19 protein-coding genes are annotated in these 17,337 nt (G+C 34.7%); 4 read left to right on the top strand and 15 right to left on the bottom strand.

The window, feature by feature from the left end:
• Nucleotides 1–674: 674 nt before the first annotated feature.
• The 4 genes from P2086_RS17570 to P2086_RS17585 all read left to right on the top strand — a co-directional run bounded on the left by P2086_RS17570 (nucleotide 675) and on the right by P2086_RS17585 (nucleotide 7,906).
• Nucleotides 675–866: a hypothetical protein gene (locus tag P2086_RS17570; protein WP_317898071.1), complete on the top strand. Its 192-nt coding sequence runs from the start codon at nucleotides 675–677 to the stop codon at nucleotides 864–866.
• 665 nt (nucleotides 867–1,531) lie between these two features.
• Nucleotides 1,532–4,765, top strand: coding sequence for an ice-binding family protein (locus tag P2086_RS17575; RefSeq protein ID WP_317898072.1), 3,234 nt, complete (start codon nucleotides 1,532–1,534; stop codon nucleotides 4,763–4,765).
• A gap of 91 nt (nucleotides 4,766–4,856) precedes the next feature.
• Nucleotides 4,857–5,792 (top strand): PorP/SprF family type IX secretion system membrane protein, encoded by a 936-nt coding sequence (locus P2086_RS17580; RefSeq protein ID WP_317898073.1) that lies wholly within the window; start codon nucleotides 4,857–4,859, stop codon nucleotides 5,790–5,792.
• Between the two features lie 20 nt (nucleotides 5,793–5,812).
• A complete protein-coding gene (locus tag P2086_RS17585) occupies nucleotides 5,813–7,906 on the top strand; it encodes an OmpA family protein (protein WP_317898074.1) in 2,094 nt (697 codons plus the stop codon).
• A 119-nt stretch (nucleotides 7,907–8,025) separates the two neighbouring features.
• Here P2086_RS17585 and P2086_RS17590 read toward each other — a convergent pair whose 3' ends face one another.
• The 15 genes from P2086_RS17590 to P2086_RS17660 form a co-directional block, all read right to left on the bottom strand.
• Entirely contained in the window at nucleotides 8,026–8,517 is a 492-nt protein-coding gene (locus tag P2086_RS17590) for a YybH family protein (protein WP_317898075.1), read from the bottom strand.
• Nucleotides 8,518–8,615: 98 nt separating this feature from the next.
• Entirely contained in the window at nucleotides 8,616–9,197 is a 582-nt protein-coding gene (locus P2086_RS17595; protein WP_317898076.1) for a Crp/Fnr family transcriptional regulator, read from the bottom strand.
• A 323-nt stretch (nucleotides 9,198–9,520) separates the two neighbouring features.
• A complete protein-coding gene (locus P2086_RS17600; RefSeq protein WP_317898077.1) occupies nucleotides 9,521–9,904 on the bottom strand; it encodes a hypothetical protein in 384 nt (127 codons plus the stop codon).
• 51 nt (nucleotides 9,905–9,955) lie between these two features.
• A complete protein-coding gene (locus tag P2086_RS17605; RefSeq protein WP_317898078.1) occupies nucleotides 9,956–10,099 on the bottom strand; it encodes a hypothetical protein in 144 nt (47 codons plus the stop codon).
• Nucleotides 10,100–10,142: 43 nt separating this feature from the next.
• Entirely contained in the window at nucleotides 10,143–10,457 is a 315-nt protein-coding gene (locus P2086_RS17610; RefSeq protein WP_317898079.1) for an HPF/RaiA family ribosome-associated protein, read from the bottom strand.
• A gap of 58 nt (nucleotides 10,458–10,515) precedes the next feature.
• The gene (locus P2086_RS17615) at nucleotides 10,516–10,728 is read right to left on the bottom strand and encodes an SHOCT domain-containing protein (RefSeq protein ID WP_317898080.1); all 213 of its coding nucleotides are present in this window, start codon (nucleotides 10,726–10,728) and stop codon (nucleotides 10,516–10,518) included.
• A 63-nt stretch (nucleotides 10,729–10,791) separates the two neighbouring features.
• Nucleotides 10,792–11,232, bottom strand: coding sequence for a sll1863 family stress response protein (locus tag P2086_RS17620; protein WP_317898081.1), 441 nt, complete (start codon nucleotides 11,230–11,232; stop codon nucleotides 10,792–10,794).
• A gap of 33 nt (nucleotides 11,233–11,265) precedes the next feature.
• Complete coding sequence (locus tag P2086_RS17625) at nucleotides 11,266–11,454, bottom strand: CsbD family protein (protein WP_317898082.1); 189 nt, start codon at nucleotides 11,452–11,454, stop codon at nucleotides 11,266–11,268.
• Nucleotides 11,455–12,319: 865 nt separating this feature from the next.
• Nucleotides 12,320–12,754 (bottom strand): response regulator, encoded by a 435-nt coding sequence (locus tag P2086_RS17630; RefSeq protein WP_317898083.1) that lies wholly within the window; start codon nucleotides 12,752–12,754, stop codon nucleotides 12,320–12,322.
• The gene (locus tag P2086_RS17635; protein ID WP_317898084.1) at nucleotides 12,747–15,101 is read right to left on the bottom strand and encodes an ATP-binding protein; all 2,355 of its coding nucleotides are present in this window, start codon (nucleotides 15,099–15,101) and stop codon (nucleotides 12,747–12,749) included. Before P2086_RS17635 ends, P2086_RS17630 begins: the two co-directional genes overlap by 8 nt.
• A gap of 52 nt (nucleotides 15,102–15,153) precedes the next feature.
• Complete coding sequence (locus P2086_RS17640; protein WP_317898085.1) at nucleotides 15,154–15,720, bottom strand: helix-turn-helix domain-containing protein; 567 nt, start codon at nucleotides 15,718–15,720, stop codon at nucleotides 15,154–15,156.
• 375 nt (nucleotides 15,721–16,095) lie between these two features.
• Nucleotides 16,096–16,482 (bottom strand): hypothetical protein, encoded by a 387-nt coding sequence (locus P2086_RS17645; protein WP_317898086.1) that lies wholly within the window; start codon nucleotides 16,480–16,482, stop codon nucleotides 16,096–16,098.
• On the bottom strand, nucleotides 16,479–16,829 hold the full coding sequence (locus P2086_RS17650) for a hypothetical protein (RefSeq protein ID WP_317898087.1): 351 nt from the start codon (nucleotides 16,827–16,829) through the stop codon (nucleotides 16,479–16,481). The genes P2086_RS17645 and P2086_RS17650 overlap by 4 nt, the downstream gene beginning before the upstream one ends.
• Before the next feature lie 35 nt (nucleotides 16,830–16,864).
• A complete protein-coding gene (locus tag P2086_RS17655; protein ID WP_317898088.1) occupies nucleotides 16,865–17,143 on the bottom strand; it encodes a YtxH domain-containing protein in 279 nt (92 codons plus the stop codon).
• A gap of 35 nt (nucleotides 17,144–17,178) precedes the next feature.
• Complete coding sequence (locus P2086_RS17660; RefSeq protein WP_317898089.1) at nucleotides 17,179–17,334, bottom strand: lmo0937 family membrane protein; 156 nt, start codon at nucleotides 17,332–17,334, stop codon at nucleotides 17,179–17,181.
• Nucleotides 17,335–17,337: the final 3 nt, after the last annotated feature.

The raw sequence follows: 17,337 nt of genomic DNA on the forward strand, positions 1-17,337 counted from the left end.
TTTTGAATAATCGGTACCTACCTCCCGATTATTATCGAATCTGTGTCTAGATAAAAAGATACAAATAAGACGCTAGCCCTTTTAGTGAGAGGGTTCTGGTGGTCTGGCCTTATAAAATTTTACGAGACAAATCTTCAGCAATTTAAAAAGAGTTCTCGAAAAGTTTGCAGTAGTCAAACACGCATTGGTTATTGAAGGCTTTTCGAGAAAGGAAACGGCATTTGCGATGAGAGCGTGGGCACTTTGCTGTCTCGGCTTAATAGCGTAAATGACGGCCGAGACATGATCAAAGGGCCCGGCAAAGCTCCGGTGGAGCTTTGAGCGAGCATTTAGGTTTAAGCTTGCTGCAGATTTTCCGCAAAATTTTATGAAGCCTTGAATTTTTGTTTCTTTTTTTCAAGAAAAAAGAAAGTCAAAGGTCTTGGTACTAAAGAGACTCAAGGGCTCTTCAAGTGCCTTAACTTGACGCCAATTCGATAGTTATCGGGATACATCACACCGGCCAGCGTACTGAAAGATAATTTTGATTAGACTAAATTATTTTTCAAATTGGTATTAAGGTTGCATCCTATTTGTTTGCATGTGAACTATGTAATTTATTCCTCGGATTCTGTAATACTTTTCGACACGCTTGTGCGCAACTTTGTTCTTCAATCTTTACTAAACTATAAAACATGAAAACAGAAAAAAATCAGAACAACCAGCCAAATCAGAACAAGTCAGGTAACCCTTTAAACCAAAAACCGGAAAAGGACGGAAACAAAAAGGAAATCAATCCTAAAAATCCAACTGCTAACCAAGACAAAAATGGCAGCAAGAATTCCGAAAAAAAGGAAACTGACGGAAACAAAAAAGACAAAAAGTAAAATCCTTGAACCCTTTCTGCAAATCTCTGCTCTAGCGGGGGGTTTGCTTTTTTTATAGATAGTAAACCAAGACCAAAAAAACGATCCATGTCGCAAACAGTGTTCAAAGACCACTCTGGCTTAAATTATTCGTTTGAAAAAACAAATGACTCAACACTATTGGAAATAAAACTTTTTAGCTAATGCATTACCTTATCTAAAAGTGCCTTTCTAACAACCTTTATAAAAACCCTGTTTACAAAAAGACGTCACCTCACTGTACAGCAGTTCCGTATTGGCTTACAAGGCTTGTATATCTTCACACTCTTTTCCGGAGCTTTTTAATAGAGATTTACTATGAGAGTTTAATTATTGCGTAGTGCACAAAATTAATCGCATAATAATTAAACTAATATTAAAATCCTATAAATATAATTCCGCTCAAAAAATCAAGAAAGAATTAAATACATTATTTCTTTTGCTTGTTCAAGAAATGAATAATCTTAGTTTAATAAAATAAATGTAGCCTCTGAACCACTACTGCAACACGTTTCAGCTGAAACCACTTTCTATTAAGTTAAAATACGTGACTTCTGCAACTCTTTAATTTAATTCTGTAACACTAACTCATACTTCACAAGATACCTTTGAGTATGAAAATGAATTCGATAATAAACTTGACTGAAATGAAAAATAAATTACTTATTGCGCTAATAGTGGCTTTACTTTTTTTAATCCCAGCTATAAATTACGGACAAGCGCCAAACCTTGGTACTTCCGCAAATTTCGCACTCTTTACCTCTATTGGTGCAGTTACAAATGTTGGAACTTCTCATGTTACCGGCAATGTAGGATCAAACGTTGGTCCAAGCACTGGTTTTGGAAATGTGAATGGTAACATGCTTAATAACAACGGTGCAACTGCACTGTGTGCAGCCGATCTATTGACGGCTTATAACCAACTTAATACAACTGTACCAGGATTTTTTCCCGCATCGCCTCTAGGAAATGGCGCCGTGTTAACTGCCGGCGTTTATTCGTTATCAGGAAATTCTATATTAAGCAACACACTTATATTAAATGCACAAGGAAACCCTTCTGCTGTTTTTATATTTTTAATTAGTGGTACATTTTCTTCAAACTCAAATGCAGTAATTACATTAAGTAATAGCGCTCAGGCGTGTAATGTGTTTTGGAAAGTGGAAGGAGCCGTTGGTTTGTCTTCTGGAACAAGTTTTAAAGGAACCATCATCGCGAACAACGCAGCAATCAGCATGAGTTCAAGTGTGACATTAGAAGGTCGCGCACTTTCTACTACCGGAGCTGTTTCCGTTAATAATGTTTTAGTATACACTCCTCTGGGTTGTAACGCGGCAATATTAAATGGTCCAGCTGCACCAGCACTGGCCTCAGCGGCCTGTTATGCAATCTTCTCAGCAAACGGTGCTGTAACAAATGTTGGAGTAACAACAGTAACAGGTGATATTGGCAGCAATAATGGACTAACAACTGGTTACAATCCTTTGTTTGTTTTGGGCGCAATTCATCCTATCCCCGATCTTTCTACCGCTCAATGTTCTGTGGATTTAGGAAATGTTTATACCTATTTAAATACGCTGCCAAATGATATACTATTATTATATCCAGCTCAATTCGGAAATAACCTTGTACTTACACCACATACATATTTAATGAATGGTGCCGTAACGCTTACAGACTCTCTTTATTTAAATGCACAAGGAAATGCGAACGCTGTATTTGTAATTCAAGTTAATGGTGCTTTTTCTACAAGTGTTAATTCTAAAATCATCTTAATTAATGGTACACAAGCAAAAAATGTATTTTGGAAAATTGATGGAGCGCTCAGCATAAATGGCAACTCCATTTCAAAAGGAACTTTTATCGTAAATAATGCAGCCATTATTTTAGCTACAGGTGTAAATCTTAATGGCAGGATACTCACTACAACCGGGGCATTAAGCACGTTTGCATCAACGGTAAATATTCCACCGTCAGTTGGAATCTCCGGTGCCTCAACAGATCAAACTGTTTGTGCCGGAAGTTCGGTAGTTTTCTCAGTATCATCAACCGGTGGAACTTCCTATCAATGGAGAAAAGGAACCACAAACTTACTTAATGGTGGAAATATCTCAGGAGCAACTTCTGCCACCTTAACACTAAATCCTGTAAATGTTCTAGATGCTGCAAGCGACTATAACCTTGTAATCGGAGGCGGTTGTGCCGGAGATTATACTACTACAAATATTTCATTAGTAGTTAATCCTTCTGCAACCATAACAACAAGTATTCCTAATCAAACTGTTTGTATTGGAAGTCCAGTCACATTTTCTGTTTCAGTTGCAAGTGCACTCACATACCAATGGAGAAAAGGAACCACCAACTTAATAAATGGTGGAGCTATTTCTGGAGCTACAACAGCTACATTAACCATTAATCCAGTGGCAGCTTTGGATGCTGCCAATAACTACAATCTTATTATTACAGGCGCTTGTGGAAGTAATTACACATCAACAAATATTTCTTTAGCTGTAAACAACTCACCTTCTATTAATAATCCTATTAATGATCAAATTATCTGTAATGGCAGCGGAGCTAGTTTTTCAGTAGCACCAAACGCTACAGGGTATACCTATCAATGGAGAAACGGAACAGTGAATTTAGTAAATGGTGCAAATATATCCGGTGCAAATTCAGCTACCTTGGTAATTAATCCCGCTAGCATAAGCGACACTTCTTCCTACTACAACGTTATTATCAGTGGATTATGCACGACAAACTTTACATCTGCCAATGTTTCCTTATCAATTGCTGCATCACCTACAATTGCAGCAGCCATAAGTAATCAAACTGTGTGTGCTGGAAATTCAGCTGACTTCATTGCCAATGTCTCGGGAACAGGTCTTACCTACCAATGGAGAAATGGATCAATTAACTTAATCAACGGCGGAAATATTTCGGGCGCAAACACGGCGACGCTTATAATTAACCCAGTTACTGTTGCAGATTCTTCTTCTTTCTACAACGTTATTATTAGCGGCCCATGTTTACCGAATTACACATCTACAAACATTTCTTTAGTGCTTACTTCGTCTCCAGTTATTTTGGTTTCAGCCATTGATCAAACTGTTTGTGTAGGAAGTCCTGCAGGATTTTCTGTTTCCGCATCAGGATCAGGATATACCTATCAGTGGAGAAATGGAACAGTAAATTTAAACAACAGTACTAGTGTTTCAGGAGCAACTTCAGCAACTTTAAACATAAATCCTACCATTATTAGCGATGCTTCCGCAAACTACAATCTTATCGTGAGTGGATCCTGCGCAACAAATTATACTTCTGCAAATGTTTCTTTAGTGTTAAATTCTGCACAAAATCCAATAGTTAGTTCTAATTTTTCTGTATGCGTTGGCAAACCAATAGCTTTAACAACTCAAAGTGTTTCTGGTGCAACGTACACCTGGACAGGTCCAAGTAGTTACTCAACGAATGTTCAAAATCCTACTATTATTTCTGCATTAATATCAAATGCAGGTACTTACACTTTAGAAATAACTGCTAATAATTGCAAGTCAGCTGCTTCTACAATAACTGTGTCAGTGCACGATTGCATTGATATTGATTTCTACATTCCAGAAGGATATTCTCCTAATGACGATGGAATAAATGATGTTTTTGTTATCAGAGGAATAACCTATTTTCCGGATAATGCCTTCGTGATTTTTAATCGTTGGGGAGAAAAAGTATTTGAAGCGAGTCCTTACCAGAATAACTGGAACGGTAAAGCAACAATGGGCTTGAGAATTGGTGGCGACAATTTACCAGTTGGTACTTATTTCTACATTCTTGATTTGAAAAATGGCACACCCGTATACAAGGGAACAATCTACTTAAACAGATAATCTTAAAAATAAAATTCAGATAACTACATCGAGTTAATAATAAAGAGCCGTAGAATTAGAAAAACATAATCACAATTAATTAGTAAAAAAAATGAAAACATATAAAAATAAAAAATCCAAATTAGTACTAGTTTCAGCCCTTCTCTTTGGCCTGAGTGCTTTTGGGCAACAAGATCCAATGTATACACATTATATGTATAATACATTAATGGTAAATCCAGCCTATGCTGGAAGTCGCGATGCGATAACAATAACCGGACTGCACCGATCACAATGGGTTAGTTTTAAAGGCGCGCCAATAGTTCAGTCCCTTACCATTCACTCGCCACTAAAAAATGATCATCTTGCCCTAGGACTCTCAATTTTGAATGATAAAATTGGCCCAAGTAATAGAACATCCTTTTACGGCGATTTTGCCTATAGAATTGATCTTACAAAAAAATCAAAATTAGCTTTGGGCTTAAGTGCTGGCGTGAATATGTTTCAAGCTAACCTCAGTTCTTTAGGACTAGATGTGCCGAATGATCCATCTTTTCAAAATAACATTAACAGACGCATCACTCCTAATTTTGGTTTTGGTGCTTATTATTCAAGAGAACGCTTTTATGCTGGAGTTTCTATTCCAAACTTAATTGAAAATAAATATTCCAGCGACGGAGCATTAAGTGGAAGCGAACGAAGACATTACTTTTTCATTGCAGGTGCTGTGTTCAACTTATCTGACAATCTTGCATTTAAACCAACCACTTTTGTAAAGGTTACATCGGCGGTTCCAATTCAGGCAGACTTTACAGCTTCTTTTATCATCATGAAAAAGTTAACACTCGGTGCAATGTACCGTACCAGTGACGCTTTTGGTGGCTTAATCGGATTTAATTTTACACAACAGCTTTTTCTTGGCTATTCATATGATTGGTCTTTCGGGTTAAATACCGGTAAGTACAATCAGGGAAGTCACGAAATAGTTTTAAGATTCGATTTTCTGACAGCTGCTAAAAAACAAATTCACTCACCAAGATATTTTTAAAAACCACAAAAACAAACCAAATGAAAAATTTATATATACCCATTATTGCATTTATTGGGATGAGTTATACCATCTCAGCACAACAATTTGCTTTAGCGAGTAAACGATACACGAGCGAAATAGATTCAGAAAGCAAAATATTCTTTAAAAAGATAAGTTCTACGCTTCCTGGTGAAAATGAGCCAGCTGCTAAAAAATCTAAAAACGAAATTAAAGGCGATAAGTTTTATTTTATTTATTCTTATAACGAAGCAATTGAAGCCTATTCCTCGGAAGATCAACTCACAACCGATGGGCAAAGAAAATTAGCAATAAGCTATTACAAAATGCATAAGGACACTTCTTCGGAAACTGCCTACCTAAAATTATTTACCATGAAGGATGGCAATAATTCAGAAGATTATTTTAATTATTCGATGGTACTTAAATCAGTTAAAAAATATGAAGAGGCTGGTAAGTGGATGGATAAATTTGTAGAACAAACACCACAAGATCTTAGAGCGATCGATTACAAAGCTAACAAAGCTTCACTTCCATTACTATTAGAAAATAACGCCAAATACAAAATAAATAATTTAAATATTAACAGTGACGCCCAAGACTTTGGCACCAGTTATTATAAAAATAAAATCGTTTTTGCTTCAAGCAGAACTACTAAATCAATGCCAAAAACATCATACAGAAATGGGAAACCTTATTTGAACATTTATGTTGCAGATGTAGATGGTGATCAATTAAAAGATCCCGAAAACTTTAATAAGAGTTTTAACGGGAACATGAACGAAGGTCCGGCCAGTTTTAATAAGGAAGGCACGTTTATGGCTTACTCAAAAAATAATTACACCTTAACAAAAAAAGAATTGATAGTAAATATCGAAATATATTTCTCTACCTATGATAAAGAAAAGGATAAATGGTCAGAGCCAGAGTCTTTTGTGCTTAACAACAAAGACTACTCGGTTGGACAACCTTCACTATCAGAAGACGGCAAAACGATGTATTTCACTTGCAACAAGCCAGGAGGATTTGGTGGAGCTGATTTATATAAGGTAACACGCGATGATGCCGGAACTTGGGGAAATTCAACAAATCTCGGAAATACAATAAATACGGAGGGAAATGAAGTATTTCCATTTTACCAAGAAGAAAAAGGAATACTTTTTTTTGCATCCAACGGACACTTCGGTTTAGGTGGACTTGATATTTTTAGCTCAACTATAAAAGGATCTGTTTTTGGAAAAGCAACAAACTTAGGAGCACCGTTGAATAGTTCTTCTGATGATTTTTCAATTTTAATGGATAGTTCACTTACAAAAGGTTATTTCTCATCTAACAGAGTTGGAGGAAGCAGTGACGATGATATCTACTCTGTTAAGTTTATTCTAAACAAAAAAATCAATGGCCATGCTAAAGACAAAAATGAAAAATATTTAGCTTCTACATTTATAACTTTATTAAACGATAAAGATTATGTTATAGATACAGTGACAACTAAGAGTGATGGTGCATTTTCATTCAACGTTGAATCAGACAAAGATTTTAAATTAACCGGCGAAAAAGAAAAATATGACGACGGAAGTAATGCATTCAGTACATATGGTTCTGAGTTAATTGTAAAATCAGATGTAACTCTTTTACTCACGCCTAAAAAAGAAGAAATTGTTCAAGCTAAAAAAGAGGACATCGTTCCAGTTAAAAAGGAAAAAACAGTTGCTGAAAAAATAAAAGTGAATGAAGATTTAGGTAAAATCGTGGGATTTAAACCCATCTACTTTGATTTTCATGAATACAAAATCAGAGCTTCTGCAGAAACCGAATTAAATAAAATTGTTAATGTCCTGAACGAATATCCGTCAATGAGTTTGCAATTAAACGCGCATACAGATTGTAGATCCAGTAATGCCTATAATCAAAGGTTATCAAACAGACGTGCAAAATCATCTGCAGACTATCTTAAAAGCAGAATCAAAAATCCTGAACGTATACACGCTAAGGGTTATGGCGAAACCAAACTTATAAATGCTTGCTCATGTGATATGGTTGATGCTGGAAATTGCACAGAGGAAGATCATCAAGCGAACAGACGAACCGAATTTATTATTATAAAAAAATAATATAACAACATTTAAAAGGGGCTTTAATTATTTAAAGCCCCTTTTTATATTTTACCAATCGTAGCATACTACACCATTGGCATTTAAATTACCTTTCAATTCACTACAATTCGCGAAAATTACTTTGTTTTGTTAAACATATAACGGGCTATTTTCCAACCGCTATCTTCTTTTGCAAGCACAAACAGTTCTCTGTTTTCTTCAGCAACAGTTTGCCCGTTGGCATGAATTAAAGTTGTGCCTTTAGAACTTGTTACCGCAAATGCATGGCTTCCATCTATACGTATTTCATCAATTAAAAACTCAATATTTAACTGAATAGTTTTAAATACAAACTCATAGGAGTCCTTTATTTGCGCTTGTCCTTTTGCCGATGGAGCATTGGTAGGCATAAACACGCCATCTTGAGAATAGAGCGTTAGTATTTTTGATACATCTGAAGCATTTAAAGCGTCACGGTAGGAGAACAATAATTTCTCAATGGCTGATTTTTCGGTTGTTGCGTTCATTTCTGGTTGATTTTGATTGTTTATGAATGATTTATTTTCTTTTGAATCTCGACAACTTGCAAGCATCAATAGCAGACAAACTGGTACAATTATTTTTTTCATATTTATTGCATTTAATTACAACACAAAGATAGATCTAACAAGGTTGTTACACCTATAAACTAGTTTAAGAAACACCCTTAAACTAGATTAAGACTAAACTACTTTTTAGCAATGTTGTTGCGTATTTTGCTCAGAAATTCTGGTGTTATGCCCAGATAAGAGGCTATTTGAGTATTTGGAAGTCGATTTGAAAGTTTGGGGTAACATTCTAAAAATGTTTGGTAACGTTCTTCCGCCGTAGAACTGATATTTTGTAATACCCTGTTTTCAAGTTCTATGAATTTGTTTTCGGTTATAACTCTAAAATTCCTGTCGAATTTTGGAAAATTAGTATAGAGATAAAGCAGGTTTGACTTTTCTATTTGTATAATTGTAGATGGTTCGATTGCTTCTATATAAAGTCGGCTTGGTTTCTCAGAATGCAAACTACCGATGTCAGAAATCCATTCGTTCTCAGCTGCAAATTGAAGATTGTGTTCTACCCCGCTTTTGTCAACCGCATACATTTTAAGTAATCCGCTGGCAACAAAAGTATAATGCTTGCACACATCGTTTTCTTGAAGAATAAATTGTTTTCGCTTGATATTTTTTTCTATTACACGATCACTTAACTCCTTTTTTTCTATATCGTCGAGAGGTAGATAATTATTGAAATGTAGTATGAGTTGGTCTTGTGTCATGCTGTCGTCTCAGTTTACCAGGAAATGTTTTCGCAATATATAAAATTCGAAACAAAATGCGATCTACTGCATAATCTTTCTATGTTTAAGGTGAATATAATAAAATGTGCCGAAACGCTAGCGAAAAACTTTCTGAATTTTATCGCGATCGCATATGAGTCCCATCAAGTTGCACTGAAGTCCAACACGCGCTTAAGTCTTTTTAACTCTCGCCTACCTCGAAACAAAAAGAGGCCGATCCATGCAGATCGGCCTCTTTTATGTTTTAAAACATTAACGTACTATGGTTGTGTAATGCTATTCATTTGAAGTGTAACAGCTGTTTATGCGTGCATATTAAAATATCTTTTCACAAAAGCTTTTTTTTCGTGATCCAACATTTTATCTGTTGATTCAATGTCAATTCTTTTATCCTTAAAATGTAAATCCTCATTTAAATAATTATGAAGTTCTGCTTTTGCATTTGTTGGACCGAATAGGAGCACGTGATCATATTTCAATATCTCATCCGCAATTTTCTTGTAAAATGCTTCCTGCATTTGCTGCTCTTTATTATGCATCAAATTTTCACTTTTATGCATTGCTTCTACTTTTGTATTATTGGTAAATTTTGAAGTTATTGAAGAACTACTATTTTCGGTATCCATATCTATGAGGTCGGCTGTTGAATGATCCATCCAAATACCTAAAGTTTTTATCGCATCCATATTTTGAGCTTGACTATTAAATTATTATATATTTTCACTCAATGTAAGAGCTTACTTTTTGGTTTTCTTTTTATCTGGAGCCTGTGTTAACGCTGAAGCTGCTACACTCTTAACTTCCTTTGAAGTTTTAGGATTTTTCAAGAGTTTAGAAGCTATTGCAGCTATCTTTTTAGATGTTTTTTCGTTTCTTGCCATGTCTGTGCTTTTTTACTAATGAAGTGAACTCTGTTCTGCTTCGTTAGTGATTCGTAAGTCGTTCAAATATTGTTTTTAATGAAGCATTTAGTTTACTAATAGCGCCTGATACAGCCAGTTCAATCGTATCTGCCTGGCAAGTAACAGCCATTGGTTTCTTACCTTCAAGTCGGGCTTCTAACAGACATCGAATAGTATCTATCCCGACTTTGTGCCCATTTTCGTCGGTAACATGAACTTCAATTCTTGTAATATGGTCACTATACCTTTTTAGACCCTCAGAAATTAAAACCGTAAAATAATCGGAGTTTCGTTCGTCTCCATTTATTGTTTTATCTGTATTGAATTGTATTTTCATAAATTGTCTTATTAAATTAAATTACCTGATTCATAGAGTATCTCTTAAAATAAATAACTTAGTTTTTACCAAGCAGATGTTTCTTCTCCCGATATTCTTGGTTTTCAATTTCGCCAGATGCCAGGCTGTTCTTTAATTTATCGAGTGGAGAATCTCTTTTAAGTCTCTGTCCCGGTATATTATATGGCGTGGCAAAAATCCAAAATAGTATAATTAACCAAATAAACCACCATATTAAATGCATTCCCCAAAAATGATAACCTTCGTGCATGTACATGTTTTTATAGTATTCGTTTTATTTTTTGCATAAAATTGTAAACAAAATTCGATTCATTTATTTTACGTTGTTTACATTTAAATTCTTGAACGCTTCACCTAATTCATCCATGTCGCGATCAAATTCTGTTTTAAAAGCTTCCCAACTCTCTTTCCCCTGAACAGTGTAGTCATCCATTCTCTTTCTTAAGTCACTGTTTTTTTGATTTAAGGCCTCAATTTTCTCGTCATAATCTGCTTTTGCTTCATCCTTTTGAAGCTTAACTCTTTCTTTAAAGTCTATGATAATTTGTTCGTTATAGGTAATGCGATTTGCAACTTCTTCTTTATAACTCGCATAATCTTTTCTGTATTCTTCATTCGCATCTTCAAGATTCTGATTTGCTTCCGTTACTTCTTCCTGTGCATTTTCCACCTTTTCAGATGAAGAAGTGCACGCGCCAAAAAATAAACTTGTTAGAACAACTGCGCTACCAAAAATTAAATTTGTTTTTTTCATTTTGTTTTTTTTAAATAGTTAAATGTTTTGGAACTATAAATTCATAATAATTTTCTGTAAGTCTTCTTTGGTCTTGCCCAATCTCAACTGAAGTCTACCAAGCAATTCGTCTTGTTTTCCCTCAATTAATAAAAGATCGCTATCTGTTAGAATAGCGAATTTTTGTTTCAACTTGCCTTTTATTTCATTCCAATTTCCTTTCACTCCGTTAATATTTATCATCTTAAAATAAGTGAATTGGTATATATTCACTTTACAAAGGTGCAGAATTAGTGAGCGAAACGTTTTACACAGTTTTTTTAATATCTTACATGTTTCACGCATTATCAAAATAAATAAATTGATTTTTTTGTTTGTTTATTTCAAAGAATGACAAAATTTGGTATGATCAAACATCAGTCGGAAAAGTTGGGGAGAACAAACGGCAAAATAACACGGAGCTGTAATAAAATTGAATGGAGAAGTTTATTTGGCCTCATAAAATTTTGCGAGACAAATCTTTAGTAATTTAAAAGGAGTTCACGAAAAGCTCGCGGTACTCTGACACAACTTGCTTATCGAAGGCTTTTCGAGAAAGCAAACGGAATTTGCGATGAGAGCGTGGGCACTTTGCTGTCTCGGCTTTACTGCAAAAGATGAAGGCCGAGACATGATCAAAGGGCCCGGCAAAGCTCCGGTGGAGCTTTGAGCGAGCATTTAGTGTTTATGCTTGCTGAAGATTTTCCGAAGGATTTTTCGTTAAGAAAATGTTCAGCGAACATTTTTAGAAAAAGGCCAGCATTTGTTCTAGCTTATGCAGCCTTGTCCAGTTAGAAATCTATCGGGATTGGTTCTTTTTTTTTCAAGAAAAAAGAACTGGTAATATTAGCGAGAATCTAAATCACAATGCTTCTGCAATCGAAAGTTAATAAAATCCCCTAACAATTCAGATTTATCAGTGATCAAGCATTCGCTAAGCTAACGAATACATTTCGGTACCCATACAAAACACATGAAGAATTTTTCGGACTGTAATTTTTATTTTTTAAAAAGAAACGAGATTTAACCCAATTGAGTTTTTTGAGTAAGTACTAAGAAAGGAAAAAAATTACATTTTATTCATATACCACTTTAGCTCTTTCTCAACCTTTTTTAAACGGAAAGCATTACTAATAATGGTTTTAAGGCGCATGAAAGCGGTTTCACTTTTCACGACGTAGTCAAAAGCCTGGTGATGCATGCAATCTACAGCAACATCAATTTTATCTTGCGAAGAAAGCATGATTACTGGAATATCCGCATTAACTGCTTTTATTTTATCAAGTGTAGATATTCCATTCATGGCAGATTTTTCTATTCCATTCAAATGATAATCTAAAATAATAAGATCAGGTTTTTTTGATAAATTTTCAACACACAGTTCTCCAGTTGGAAATGTTTCAACAACAAAATCAGCGTTTTCCAGGAAGTCAATTTCCAATGATTTCAAAAACACTTTATCATCATCTACTAAAAACAATTTTACTCTTTCCGGTTTATTCATGCTTACTGTTTTTTATAAGATTAAATTCTTCTATCAATTCCGCACAGGCTTGACTGCACACAAGATCAAGTTGGGCTACAAGATCCTCAATGTTCTCTTCGAGTTTCCGCGTATTTGCATATTCGTGTACTCTTTTTGCTATATTTTCAATATCTGAACTAATTCCCATAATGGCAAAAGAAGGAATAATTTTATGAGCTGCCGATTGTAATACCTCCCAATCTTTATTTTGCAAACCAAGTTTCATGGAATTGATTAACGTAGGCGTTTGTTCTAGATACAAAGAAATCATCTCCATCATTAATTTAGGATTTGATTTTGTTTTAAGCAATAGGTATTGCAAATCCGTGCATTTTATTTTTTTTGGCGTTTCTTTCATTTCTTTAGCTGGAAGAGGTTTCGATTTATTTCCATTAACTAGATTAACAATTTTACTGTAAAGCAATTTATCATCAACTGGCTTAGCTAGATAATCATTCATTCCAACTATTTTACATTTTTCGAGATCAACTGTAGTTACATCGGCTGTCAATGCAATGATCGGTATATCTGAATTCATTTCATTTCGAATGTATTCCGTCGCCTCAAATCCGTTCATCTCGGGCATTTGTAGATCCATTAAAATAACGTCAAATGGTTTAATAGTTGGATCTTTACTAATATTAATTAATTTTTCAATCGCTATTTTACCGTTAGTGGCAATGTCCCGCTCAAATCCAAATTCATCAAGTAAGGTTTTCATCAACAATTGATTTAGTGCTATGTCTTCCACAACAAGTACTTTAATGCTCTTATTCGAATCATCTATTTGAATCAAGTCTTCAGACAATAAGGCTTTTGACGTCGTTTTCTTAAAGTCTAAAATAAAACTAAAAGTAGAACCTTCGTCTTTTTTACTGACAACGGTAATTTTTCCATCTTGAGCTTCAACCAATTGTTTTACAATCGCCAAACCAAGTCCGGTTCCTCCGTACAGACGGGATGTTCCGCTGGATGCTTGCTGAAAATTTTCGAATATCTTTTCTAGTTTATTTGGAAGAATACCTATGCCTGTATCGCTCACCGAGAATTGAATTGTTACATGCTTCTCATCTTCCTTTAATAACTTAACGCTAACAATAATTTTACCTTTGTTAGTGAATTTGACAGCATTGCTCACCAGATTAAGAATAATCTGGTGCAATCTTACAGCATCTCCTAGTAAAACGCGTGGTATCTTCGCGTCGTACTCCTTGACTAACACCAGGTTTTTTTCTAAAATTTTTGTCTCAAATAAGTGCAACATGGCTTGAATAGACAACTCCATCTTAAATGGAGTTTTTTCAAATGTCATTTTTCCGGCATCAACTTTTGCCAGATCAAGAATATCGTTAATCAAAACAATTAATGCATCACCACTTGTTTTTATAGCGGTTAAATACTCTCTCTGTTTTGTGGTGAGTTCTGTTTTTAATACCACTTTAGTAAAACCAATAATCGCATTCATTGGTGTGCGGATCTCGTGACTCATATTCGACAGAAACTGTTGTTTTGCCTTTACAGCATCTTCAGCTATTTTAGTTGCACTTTCCGCCTTAATTTTTGCCTCCTCGGCAATTTCGGTAGCTAACTCCGCGAACACCATTGCCTCTGTTAATTCCTTCTCAATAATTTTTTGTTCAGTGATATCACGCGCTACTACAACAGCCCCTAATACATTTCCGTCTCCATCTTTGTAAACTGAACCATTAAACAATACTTCTGTGAGTTTATGATCTTTGAGAGTAAGCGGGTAATCAATTACGAATCCTTTTTCAAAAACCTCTTGATAACCCTTTCTTGCCTTTTCAGATTCAGTGAAATATTGAAAAAAATCAGTTCCTGTTAACTCTTTACGAGCCACTCCTATAACGTCAATCGTAGCCTGATTCATGTCCGTTATTTTTCCCTCAATACTAATCGTTACCAATGGATCTCGGCTTGCCTCAATTAAACTACGGGCATAATTGGCTATTATTAATTCAGCTGCTCGCTTTTTCTTTTCCGAATTTTGATAGGCAAGTTCTATGTTGGCAAGATTTAATTCCGCAGCCCGTTTTTCTTTCTCACCTCCTTGATAGGCTAATTCAATATTGGCTATTCCAAGTTCAGCGGCTCTTTTTTTCTTTTCTACTTCTTCAAAAAAAACCTTCTCATTCGCTACGCCAAGTTCCGCAGCGCGTTTACCTTCTTCCTTTTTTATACGAATAAGTTCTTCACGCACCTGCAATAGCTCGGCTAGTTGCTTAACATTTTCGTTCCGCAATAAAACAAGTTCCTTTTTAAGAGTTACTAAAACTTCCGCTTCTGATACACCTTCTTTATTCATAAACTGTTTATAAAATGAAATAGTTTTTTTGATGCGTTTACATTTAGTAGAATCAATCGTTTGATTCTTCAGTAAAATTCCCAATATCTTCTATCGGTTTTCTTTTCTTATCCTTTAATTGCATATAGTGCGAAGGTGAAAGTCCTGTAATCTTTTTAAATTGGTTCGACAAATGGGCCACACTGCTGTAATTCATTTTGTAGGATATTTCGGTTAAATTGAGTTCGTCGTACAACAACAGTTCTTTTACGCGTTCAATTTTATGTTGAATGATAAACTGTTGTATGGTAATACCTTTCATTTCCGAAAAAATATTCGATAAATAAGTGTAATCGTAGTCGAGCTTTTCACTCAAAAAATCAGAGTAATTAACTTTTAAAACTTCATCAGAGTTATGAATCATCTCAGTAATTACATTCTTAATTTTTTCAATAAGCATGGCTTTTTTATCGTCCATTAACTCAAGACCAACTTTTTGCAAAGCCAATTTAAGCTGTAACAAAGAATCGGTAGATAAATCCTCCATTACTTCAACTTCTCCCAAATCAACTAACACAAAGTGCAAGTCTAGTTTTTTTAGCTCTTCCTTTACCGCCATTTTGCAGCGATTGCTTACCATGTATTTTATATAAAGTTTCAGATTTTTGTAAATTAAGTTACTATTCTATCAAGGTACGTCTATAAAAGAGTTATTGTACTATACTTTCTTAAAAATAAACTATAATGAAAGAGTTCTTTTAGTCTAACACTGCTAACTGACCAAACTTTTCCCTATTGATTTTAAATGGATCGCAGCAAAGTGGTTCCCAAGTTTATATAATAACTTAATCAAAGCTGCACATATTAAGCCAAGAAACTTTACATGTTTTTTTGGAAATGTTACATAATTCACTGAATTATGAGGATTATGATCCATACCTGAGAAGTACGATTAATAATAGCTAAAGCCATTTATAACTTAATTGAGAATTACAATTTCGTTATCCAAATAAGATTAATCGGAATCTCGCTTATTACGAGAAGGGTTTAAAAGATATTTTCCAACGGATGTTAGAATTTTTGTTTTATTTGATACAAGAGACGATACCCCAATTTGCAACAGTGTTCCTAGAATTTGTTTAAGGGGATTATGAGAACCGCGAACAATTAATTTGTTAACAAGAAATCCGGAAGCGGCACCCATCGTAGTGTTTATGAGTTCGTTTTTTAGATCAGGTGTTTCAGTGAGTTGACTAAAAGCATTCTTAATGAGATTTACTGGTTGAATACTATTATAAGAAATTAGGAGCTGTTCTTTTAATAAGGCTTTTTCTCGTGCTTGTTTAATTTCAAGCGATAAAATTTCTTGCCGTAGTTGCGAAATAGGAGTAATAGTTGTCATGGCTGTGATTCTAACATTTGAGCTACAATTGAATTCATTACGCGTTTTTTTATGTATTTATTCATAAAAAAATACAGAACAAATCCCAAGAGACTATATATCCCTGCCAGGCAAATAAAACCAAAATAGAGTTTTCCTAAAAGTTCTCCTAACCACATAGAAAATGCTATAGTTACGAGTAGAGCTGCCATCGCAAAGACAGAAATTATTATTGTTTTTGACACATAAGTGGAAACTATACCCGTAGCTTTTTCAAGTGCTTTTAATTTAAAGAGCACGTAACTTGTTTTTCCATACTCCTCTATACGTTCGTATAGAGGTTCTATGAGATTAGCATCTTCCTGCATAATTCTTGAGTTTAATCAAAGTTAATGGATACCCCTTAAGCGATATCGCTTTTTATGGTTCTTTTTATTTCTTCGGCTTTACCTTTACCGTTTTCCAAAATTTCACTCGACTTACTTTTAAGGTCGTCAAATTTTTCATTTAAACCAGCCAACAAATCTTCGAATTTGGTTTTAATACCATCACCCATATCAGAGGTCTTTCTTGCTATATTAGCTCTTGTATCTGACCCTTTTTCAGGTGCGAACAATATTCCTAAAATTGCGCCAACTGCTACGCCTGTTAATACCCCTAATACTACTTTTCCTGTGTTCATGTTTTTCATTTTTATTTGATTTATTTTTAGTTTAATTAAACAATTCTATCTCCTTTTATCAGTCTTAATATCACAGCAATTACTGCAATAACAAGTAATACATGTATTATTCCACCAGTGTGAAATCCTAAAAAGCCAATTGCCCAGATAATAATTAGCACAACTGCTACGGTGTAAAGTAAATTTCCCATAAT

Origin of the sequence: Aurantibacillus circumpalustris, assembly GCF_029625215.1 — a bacterium.
GTDB lineage: Bacteria > Bacteroidota > Bacteroidia > B-17B0 > Aurantibacillaceae > Aurantibacillus > Aurantibacillus circumpalustris.

Coding starts and splice junctions, on each gene's coding strand:
- P2086_RS17570 (WP_317898071.1), top strand. CDS start 675: ATGAAAACAGAAAAAAATCAGAACAACCAGCCAAATCAGAACAAGTCA.
- P2086_RS17575 (WP_317898072.1), top strand. CDS start 1,532: ATGAAAAATAAATTACTTATTGCGCTAATAGTGGCTTTACTTTTTTTA.
- P2086_RS17580 (WP_317898073.1), top strand. CDS start 4,857: ATGAAAACATATAAAAATAAAAAATCCAAATTAGTACTAGTTTCAGCC.
- P2086_RS17585 (WP_317898074.1), top strand. CDS start 5,813: ATGAAAAATTTATATATACCCATTATTGCATTTATTGGGATGAGTTAT.
- P2086_RS17590 (WP_317898075.1), bottom strand. CDS start 8,517: ATGAAAAAAATAATTGTACCAGTTTGTCTGCTATTGATGCTTGCAAGT.
- P2086_RS17595 (WP_317898076.1), bottom strand. CDS start 9,197: ATGACACAAGACCAACTCATACTACATTTCAATAATTATCTACCTCTC.
- P2086_RS17600 (WP_317898077.1), bottom strand. CDS start 9,904: ATGGATGCGATAAAAACTTTAGGTATTTGGATGGATCATTCAACAGCC.
- P2086_RS17605 (WP_317898078.1), bottom strand. CDS start 10,099: ATGGCAAGAAACGAAAAAACATCTAAAAAGATAGCTGCAATAGCTTCT.
- P2086_RS17610 (WP_317898079.1), bottom strand. CDS start 10,457: ATGAAAATACAATTCAATACAGATAAAACAATAAATGGAGACGAACGA.
- P2086_RS17615 (WP_317898080.1), bottom strand. CDS start 10,728: ATGCACGAAGGTTATCATTTTTGGGGAATGCATTTAATATGGTGGTTT.
- P2086_RS17620 (WP_317898081.1), bottom strand. CDS start 11,232: ATGAAAAAAACAAATTTAATTTTTGGTAGCGCAGTTGTTCTAACAAGT.
- P2086_RS17625 (WP_317898082.1), bottom strand. CDS start 11,454: ATGATAAATATTAACGGAGTGAAAGGAAATTGGAATGAAATAAAAGGC.
- P2086_RS17630 (WP_317898083.1), bottom strand. CDS start 12,754: ATGAATAAACCGGAAAGAGTAAAATTGTTTTTAGTAGATGATGATAAA.
- P2086_RS17635 (WP_317898084.1), bottom strand. CDS start 15,101: ATGAATAAAGAAGGTGTATCAGAAGCGGAAGTTTTAGTAACTCTTAAA.
- P2086_RS17640 (WP_317898085.1), bottom strand. CDS start 15,720: ATGGTAAGCAATCGCTGCAAAATGGCGGTAAAGGAAGAGCTAAAAAAA.
- P2086_RS17645 (WP_317898086.1), bottom strand. CDS start 16,482: ATGACAACTATTACTCCTATTTCGCAACTACGGCAAGAAATTTTATCG.
- P2086_RS17650 (WP_317898087.1), bottom strand. CDS start 16,829: ATGCAGGAAGATGCTAATCTCATAGAACCTCTATACGAACGTATAGAG.
- P2086_RS17655 (WP_317898088.1), bottom strand. CDS start 17,143: ATGAACACAGGAAAAGTAGTATTAGGGGTATTAACAGGCGTAGCAGTT.
- P2086_RS17660 (WP_317898089.1), bottom strand. CDS start 17,334: ATGGGAAATTTACTTTACACCGTAGCAGTTGTGCTAATTATTATCTGG.